This window comes from Vibrio sp. B7, from assembly GCF_963888765.1.
GTDB classification, from domain to species: Bacteria; Pseudomonadota; Gammaproteobacteria; order Enterobacterales; family Vibrionaceae; genus Vibrio; species Vibrio anguillarum.
In genome coordinates this window covers 1-8,106 of record NZ_CAWPKR010000018.1, presented here as the reverse complement: position 1 = coordinate 8,106, position 8,106 = coordinate 1, and the positions used below count along the sequence as shown (strand labels likewise).

The 8,106-nt window shown below is 44.0% G+C and carries 6 protein-coding genes and 1 tRNA gene; 5 read left to right on the top strand and 2 right to left on the bottom strand.

What is annotated here, in order from left to right; all coding sequences use genetic code 11:
• Window positions 1–156: 156 nt before the first annotated feature.
• Window positions 157–1,665, bottom strand: a complete 1,509-nt coding sequence (gene pepA, locus AACV32_RS07955) for a leucyl aminopeptidase (RefSeq protein WP_010318842.1) — start codon at window positions 1,663–1,665, stop codon at window positions 157–159.
• A 189-nt stretch (window positions 1,666–1,854) separates the two neighbouring features.
• Here pepA and lptF point away from each other — a divergent pair, with 189 nt between their 5' ends.
• From lptF to AACV32_RS07940, 3 genes are all read left to right on the top strand, one after another.
• Window positions 1,855–2,955, top strand: a complete 1,101-nt coding sequence (lptF, locus tag AACV32_RS07950; RefSeq protein WP_013855997.1) for an LPS export ABC transporter permease LptF — start codon at window positions 1,855–1,857, stop codon at window positions 2,953–2,955.
• A 3-nt stretch (window positions 2,956–2,958) separates the two neighbouring features.
• The gene (gene lptG, locus AACV32_RS07945; protein ID WP_017049807.1) at window positions 2,959–4,029 is read left to right on the top strand and encodes an LPS export ABC transporter permease LptG; all 1,071 of its coding nucleotides are present in this window, start codon (window positions 2,959–2,961) and stop codon (window positions 4,027–4,029) included.
• Window positions 4,030–4,169: 140 nt separating this feature from the next.
• Window positions 4,170–5,495, top strand: a complete 1,326-nt coding sequence (locus tag AACV32_RS07940) for an IS4 family transposase (RefSeq protein WP_017049111.1) — start codon at window positions 4,170–4,172, stop codon at window positions 5,493–5,495.
• A 38-nt stretch (window positions 5,496–5,533) separates the two neighbouring features.
• Here AACV32_RS07940 and AACV32_RS07935 read toward each other — a convergent pair whose 3' ends face one another.
• Complete coding sequence (locus tag AACV32_RS07935; protein ID WP_373568414.1) at window positions 5,534–6,055, bottom strand: RDD family protein; 522 nt, start codon at window positions 6,053–6,055, stop codon at window positions 5,534–5,536.
• Between the two features lie 153 nt (window positions 6,056–6,208).
• Between AACV32_RS07935 and AACV32_RS07930 the strand changes: the two genes are divergently transcribed.
• Window positions 6,209–6,293: transfer RNA gene (locus AACV32_RS07930), tRNA-Leu, on the top strand.
• A gap of 248 nt (window positions 6,294–6,541) precedes the next feature.
• Window positions 6,542–7,792, top strand: coding sequence for an HD-GYP domain-containing protein (locus AACV32_RS07925; RefSeq protein ID WP_017045406.1), 1,251 nt, complete (start codon window positions 6,542–6,544; stop codon window positions 7,790–7,792).
• The last annotated feature ends 314 nt before the right edge of the window (window positions 7,793–8,106 follow it).

The window sequence follows — 8,106 nt, the reverse complement described above, 5'->3', positions numbered from 1 at the left end:
CACAACATGGCTGAAAGCTTAATACTTGAAGGGCGAAGGGAAAGAACATTCCCTAGAACAGTTAAGCCTAGACCACAACGGTATGCTAAGAACAAAAATGCCGTTCACTCTTAAGTGAACGGCATTAGGCCTTGCGGCCCTTTTCACATTTTGAGGTTATTCCTCAGACTCTTGGCCGCTGCGGTTCAATAAGAACTGGACGAGCAATGAGACGGGACGACCTGTTGATCCTTTTGCTGCACCTGACTTCCATGCCGTGCCAGCAATATCCAAATGCGCCCAGTTATATTTCTTAGCAAATTTAGATAAGAAGCAGCCTGCGGTAATCGTACCACCAGGGCGACCACCGATGTTTGCCATATCAGCAAATGGGCTCTTTAGCTGCTCATGGTACTCGTCGGCCATTGGTAGACGCCATGCGCGATCGCTTGCTTGTTCTGAAGCATTAACCAATTCATGCGCCAATGGGTTGTGGTTTGAAACCACGCCACTGATGTGGTGACCTAATGCAATCACACAAGCGCCAGTTAGTGTCGCCACATCTACCACGCAATCGGGTTCAAAACGCTCAACGTACGTGAGTGCATCACATAGAACTAAGCGACCTTCGGCATCGGTATTGAGTACTTCAACCGTTTGGCCAGACATAGTCGTGAGAATGTCACCAGGGCGATAGGCATTGCTGCCTGGCATGTTTTCACAGCCGGCTAAGATACCCACGACATTTAATGGCAATTTCAATTTAGCCAATGCTTTCATTGCGCCAAAGACTGACGCCGCACCGCACATGTCATACTTCATTTCATCCATGCCTTCGCCTGGTTTTAATGAAATACCGCCGGAATCAAACGTTAGGCCTTTACCCACCAACACAATGGGTTTTGCATCTGGATCTGGGTTGCCTTTGTACTCAATGACCGACATCATCGACTCATTTTTTGAGCCACGACCGACGGCGAGATAAGAGGTCATGCCCAACTTTTCCATTTCTTCTTCACCAATGATTTTGGTGGTGACGCTCTCGTAGTCGTCCGCTAAGCGGCGCGCTTGAGATGCAAGATAAGCTGGGTTGGCAATGTTGGGTGGCATATTGCCGAGATCTTTCGACGCTTTCACACCGGATGCAATCGCAAGGCCGTGTGTAATCGCGCGCTCACCTAAGTTAAGCTCACGGCGAGTCGGTACGTTAAAGACAAGTTTGCGCAGTGGGCGGCGAGTCTCAGGTTTCACGCTCTTGAATTGATCAAAGGTGTACAGACCATCTTTCGTTGCTTCAACCGCTTGGCGTACTTTCCAATAAGTATCGCGGCCTTTAACGTGTAGTTCAGTCAGAAAACATACGGCTTCCATTGAACCCGTTTCGTTCAGTGTGCTGATGGTTTTTTGAATGATTTCTTTGTACTGACGTTCGCCTAATTCGCGCTCTTTACCACAACCTACCAGTAAAACGCGTTCAGACAGAACACCAGGGACTTGATGCAGCAGTAGCATCTGGCCGGGTTTACCCTCGAGATCACCACGGCGAAGTAGTGAACTAATATAGCCGTCGCTGATTTTATCAAGCTGCTCTGCTACTGGAGAAAGGCGGCGTGGTTCGAACACTCCAACAACGATACATGCGCTACGTTGTTTCTCTGGACTGCCACTTTTTACACTGAACTCCATGCGTACTCCTACATCCTGAAGACAAATAGAACTAAATGTTAGATAATGCGCTCTTAGTGGTTGAATCCGAGTTTGGATCTACTTTTAATTGAACGCCCAACAGTTAGTGAAAATTTTAAAAATAAAAGGTTCAACGGGAAATTATAGTGATTCAATCAAAAAAACAAGTTTTGTATAGGTAATTTCAGCGTGATTATTGTTAGATATTTGATCCGCGAGACACTCAAGAGCCAATTTGCGATCTTTTTCGTACTGTTTCTCGTGTTTCTTAGCCAACGATTTATTCGCGTTTTGGCTGAAGCTTCCGATGGTGACATTCCAGCACGAATGATCTTATCTATTGTAAGTTTAAATATGCCCGCAATGGGGTTATTAATGCTGCCTTTGAGTTTGTATATCGGCATCTTACTGACTTTTGGGCGTTTGTACGCAGAAAGCGAAATTACGGTGATGAATGCCACTGGCATCGGCAATAAATTTTTGATCCGTGCTGCACTCTATTTGGCTTTGATCACTTCAGGTGCTGCAGCATTTAACGCATTCTGGTTGGCGCCTTGGAGCCAAGATAAAGAAGCACAATTAATGGAGCAGCTTGCAGCAGAAAATAGCGTTGATTTGCTACAGAAAGGACAATTTCAACGCACACCGGATGGTTCCTCGGTGGTTTTCATCGAAAATATTGAAAACAAAAAACTGCATAATGTGTTTGTTGCGCAGCTTGCACCAAAGGATTCGATACTCCCGAGTGTGATGTTCTCTAATTCTGGTGATGTTAAAGAGCTCAGTGATGGCCGTCAGATGATCACCATGTATGACGGGATTCGCTATGAAGGCGTGCCAACACGCGTTGATTATATGATCACAAAATTTGACGAATACGAAGGTTTAATTGGCCAGCGTGAAGTTAAACCCAAAGGACGCGATTGGGAGGCGTTACCGACATCCAATCTGCTTTCCAACCCGGATCGAAGAGCGAAAGCTGAGTTGCAATGGCGAATTTCTCTGGTGATTTGTATTCCGTTACTCACCATGCTGGTGGTCCCTTTGTCGGCGGTTAACCCTCGGCAAGGACGCTTTGCGAAAATGGGACCTGCAATCTTAATTTATTTGGCCTATTTTATGGCCATCAGCGCAACCAAGTCCGCCATTGAGGATGGCTCACTTGCTACGGTGATCGGTATGTGGCCAATCAATGCTGCGTTACTTTTGGCGGCGATTTCAGTGAATATCATGGACAGTGTGCCAGTGCGGCGCTTCAAAGATAAACTAAGACTAAAGAAGGCAGCATAACGCGTGTTTAAGATTTTAGATTTATACGTCGGCCGTACTATTGTTGCGACAACCTCGCTAGTGCTGGCGACCTTTGTTGGTTTGTCCGGCATTATCAAATATGTTGAGCAATTGAGAAAAGTCGGGGAAGGAAGCTACGATTTACTGCAAGCTTTACTGTTTGTGGTGTTGAGCATTCCTCGTGATATCGAGATGTTTTTTCCTATGGCCGCCTTACTCGGTGCGTTGATTGGGTTAGGTATGTTGGCATCAAGTTCTGAGCTCGTTGTCATGCAAGCTGCGGGGTTTTCTAAGCTTAATATCGGTATGTCGGTATTAAAAACCGCAGTGCCATTAATGATCATTGTCACCTTACTTGGCCAATGGGGAGCACCCCAAGCGCAGAAGATGGCGCGAGATCTGCGAGCTTTTTCTCTCTCTGGCGGTAGTATTGTTTCAGTGCGCAGCGGTGTGTGGGCGCGCGATGTGAATGATTTTATCTTTATTGGTAAAATTGATGACAACAAACTCTATGGCTTAAATATGTGGCGCTTTGATAACAATAAGAGTTTGCAAAACATCCTTTTTGCCGAAGAGGTGGATTACGATAAAGACAATCAATGGGTAATGAAAAATGTTCAAATCACCGACATGCGCGATGATGTATTGATAACAAAGCAAACATTACCTGAATACCTTTGGACGACCTCATTAGCTCCAGACAAACTGGCGGTTGTCACGGTCAAGCCTGAAGAGTTGTCACTGAGTGGCTTGTATGATTATGTCAGCTATTTAAAAACGTCGGAGCAAGATGCTTCACGGTACGATCTGGCGTTGTGGCGTAAAATTACTCAACCTTTTTCTATTGCTGTGATGATGCTAATGGCACTGTCGTTTATTTTTGGGCCATTGCGCAGCGTTACTATGGGCGCAAGGATTTTGTCAGGCGTGATTGCAGGCTTTACATTTTATATTTCCAGTGAGTTTTTCGGCCCACTGAGTCTTGTTTATGGTATCCCACCAGTGTTTGGTGCCGTCGCACCAAGTTTGGTGTTTCTCAGCGTTGCCGTAATGTTGTTAAGACGAAAACTCTAAAAATGACAGGTAAGAACTATCAACAAAAAGGAAGGGCAAACCTTCCTAATGCCGATCAGTTAAGACTTTAATCGGCAGATCAGTTGAATGATCCTACCTTTATGTAAAAATCCGATAGACCTTGTTTATCGGATTTTTTTATGCACGTCTCTCAAGCCCTCGATATCATCAACAGTTATAAACCCAATCAAGTTGAAACACTCGCAGACCTCTTGCCCATTGAGCTCATCAATAGTGCTTATGAGCTTACTGATACCGTTACTCTAAGAAAACGAAAGCTCACTTTAGAGTCGATGGCATGGTTACTGGTTGGCATGGCTATCTATAATGATAAATCCATGGCTGACATTGTAAACATGCTCGATATTGTTGACCGCACAGGTAAGCCATTTGTTGCTCCAAGTGCATTAACACAGCGAAGAAAAAACCTTGGTGAGTCAGCCGCTAAAGCGCTCTTTGACTGTACGCAAAGTCATTGGTTCAAACAGGCTAACTTACCAAACTGGAACGGACTTACGTTACTGGGTGTTGATGGGGTTTTATGGCGAACAGAAGACTCGAAAAACAATGCTGAAGCGTTTGCTAAGCCCACTAATCGGGATGGTAAAGAAACACAGTATCCACAGGTGCGCATGGTCTGTCAGATGGAGCTGAGCAGCCATTTAATCACAGGCAGTGCTTTTGACTGTTATACCGTCAATGAAATGAAGCTGGCAGAGCAGCTTATCGAAACGACCCCCGATAACAGCTTAACGCTCTTCGACAAAGGCTTTTACTCCCTAGGTTTACTTCAAGCATGGAGCTCGCACGGCATCAATCGCCATTGGCTTATCCCGATGAAAAAAGGGCTGATTTATGAAGTTGTTCATTCTTTTGGCCGACAAGATAAACTGATAAAACTAAAGAGTAATCCGCAAGCGCGTAAGAAATGGCCAGAGCTAGAAGAAGAGGTTGTGGTACGTTTAATCACGAGAGTCAAAGAGGGGAAGCAATACGATGTTCTCACCTCAATGGTTGACCCTATGCTTTATCCCAAATCAGATATAGTCGGTTTATATGAATACCGTTGGGAAATTGAACTGGGGTACCGAGAGCAAAAACAATACATGCTTGGTAACCGCCTTACACTGCGAAGCCGACTCCCAGAGCTCGTGAGACAAGAGCTCTGGGGAATACTACTGACATACAACTTAGTCAGATATCAAATGGTGCAGATGTGTAATACGTTGAATGGAGACTACTTGCCATACCAACTTAGCTTCAATGGAGCGTTAGCCCACATCATGCGCCTAATAGTGGGGCTTCCCTACTCGTCACCGGGAGCCATACCGAGGCAACTCCAAAACTTCTATGCAATGAGTGGGAGCTTAATACTTGAGCCAAGGCGAGAAAGAGCCTTCCCTAGAGTCGTGAAGAAAAAGCCAAGCCGATACCCTAGAAAATACAATGCCGCTCACCTTAAGTGAACGGCATTAGGGCAAACCTTCCTTTTTGTTATTCCGGCTCAATTAACTTTAGGAAGTACCACTACTTTAGTTTTGGCCCAAATATCTTGGAACCCTCTTTTTTGCTGATCAAAGGGTACGGTGAGGTTTGCCAAGCCAAAGCCTGAGGTGAACAAACGTATTAAAGCTTGCGTGGCGCTGATTGAATTTCCATCTTGTTCGTTAATTATCAAAAGTCGCCAAGCACGCATCCCTAATGTCTGGCCTGCTCTTGTCCAGAAAAAGACGAAGAAGTAGACCCAGACAGCGGCAAGGTAAAATGTGTAAACATAGCTCCAAATGGTATGACGAGTGAGAAGGTCGCTGACATCTGCATACGAGCCATAGCTCATCACATTCAACGCAACGAGAGCTTCTAATATAGCAACGACAACACCAGCAGCCATCATCTCAAGAGCAATGATGATTAATGCATCGTAAATGAGCGCACCAAATCGGCGTAGTAATCCGGCAGGCGGTAGAGAAATAGAGTTACTCATCATATCTAAACATCTTTTGTATTCGCGAAATTGCAGCAGCATATAGCCTCGAAGAGGATCTGAAAAGAGAAGAGACGCACAGCTTGAAGGTTTGTGGCGAAAATATCGGCAAACGATTTGTATTTCAATATTTTGTTATTGCGCCAATAACTTTCTTACGTATAATGCCAACCATCAAAGGGCAATGCCCAAGATGCCGGTGTGGTGAAATTGGTAGACACGACGGATTCAAAATCCGTTTCCTTCGGGAGTGGCGGTTCAAGTCCGCCCACCGGTACCATAATTTAAACAACAAAGCCTCGACGAAAGTCGGGGCTTTGTTGTTTTTGTCCTCGAAATAATAGTCCACTATCTTAGGTAAATGGGACTCTTTTGATAGCCTTCACATACTTCTATATTGAACAGCGCACATTTCTCGCTTCTAGCCATACACATTTATATCAACACTACTAATATGTAGTTGATGAACTTTTGAGTGGCTTCTTTTAAACTCATTAACTACTTAGTACTTAAGGTGTTATATAAATTGTGGCAAGCATAAAAATCACAGTAGATAGATTGCAGCCTGGCCTGCACATTAAGTTGCCCGTAAAGTGGAACGAACACCCCTTTCTTTTTAATAGCTTCAAGATTAAATCCCAAGAACAGATTCAATTGATAAAACACTTGGGGATTCAACATGTTTATATCAATCCTGCGCAAAGCGATACTCAACCCTTACCTGTCAATACGCAGCCGGAAGCCATAGAAGAATCTTCAGAGATGGAGAGTGAGGCTGAAAAATTGTGGGAAGAGAAGCAGAAACGGATTGAAAAGTTGAACGCATATCGTAGGCGAGTTCTAAACTGTGAAAAAGAGTTTGAGCGTTCTCTATCCCGTATGCGTGCGGTAATGAACAAGATACGCAATCGGCCAGAGGATGCGATAGATGAAGCTTCAATTTTGGTTGAAGATATCGTCGATAAGCTACTGAGTGAAGATAGCGTTACGCTGCATTTAATGAATGGCAAAAGTGAGTTTGAAGACATCTACTTTCATTCACTCAACGTTTCGGTCATTGCAATGATGATAGGAAAAGCGAAAGGGTATGATGCTCAAAAAATCAAAGAACTTGCTTTTGCTGCGCTGTTTCATGATATAGGCAAAATTAAGGTTCCCACCGCGATTGTTAGAAAGAAAACAACACTGACAGAGCCCGAACAAAATTATCTCAAATTACATACTAAGTATGGTTTGGATATTGCGAGTCATATCGATAGCTTTCCAGAAAGTGCAAAGAGAGTAATAGAACAGCATCATGAACTTAATGACGGCAGTGGGTATCCGCTTGGTTTAAAGGAAGCGGCTATTGATGAGCTTTCACAGGTCATTACGGTCGCGAATGTATTTGATAATTTGTGTCATCCCAATATCGTTGCAGAGCAGAAGATTCCTTATATTGCACTTTCCTATATGTATAAGCATTGTAATCACTTATATAGTAACGAAAACTTAAACGTATTGGTTAAATTTATGGGCGTTTTCCCTCCAGGAACCGTTGTTCAGCTTTCTAACAATATGGTTGGGTTAGTCATCTCCGTAAACGCTAGCCACTTACTCTATCCTAATGTATTGATTTACGACCCTTCGGTTCCGCGAACCCAAGCGCCCATTATTGATTTAGCTGATCGAGATTTAAAAATTGTTAATGCCATTCTTCCGCATAAACTTCCGGATAAAATCCGAGACTATCTTAACCCACGCTCTAGAATCTCTTATTTCTTCGATAGTGATGAGTAATATGCTTCTTTGTACTGCCTCAGTGCGAGCTTTCATTGACGAAGAAAAGCACGCAATATGAAGTGTGTCACCTCAATGCTCTGGTGATAGCAAGGAGATTTAGAGGGGGAAATAGGTCGCTAATTAATCGATATTTAACGCTTTGGTGTCTTTTTGTTCACTTGAGCTATCAGAAGGTACTTTTTTCTAAAAACCGCTTGCACTCATCTTCGTTCTCCCTATAATGCCGCCTCACTGACACGGCACAGCCAGTAAGGGTTCAAGCCCAATTAGCCAGCCAATCAGTAGGTCAAATCGGTAAGACGAAATAATGT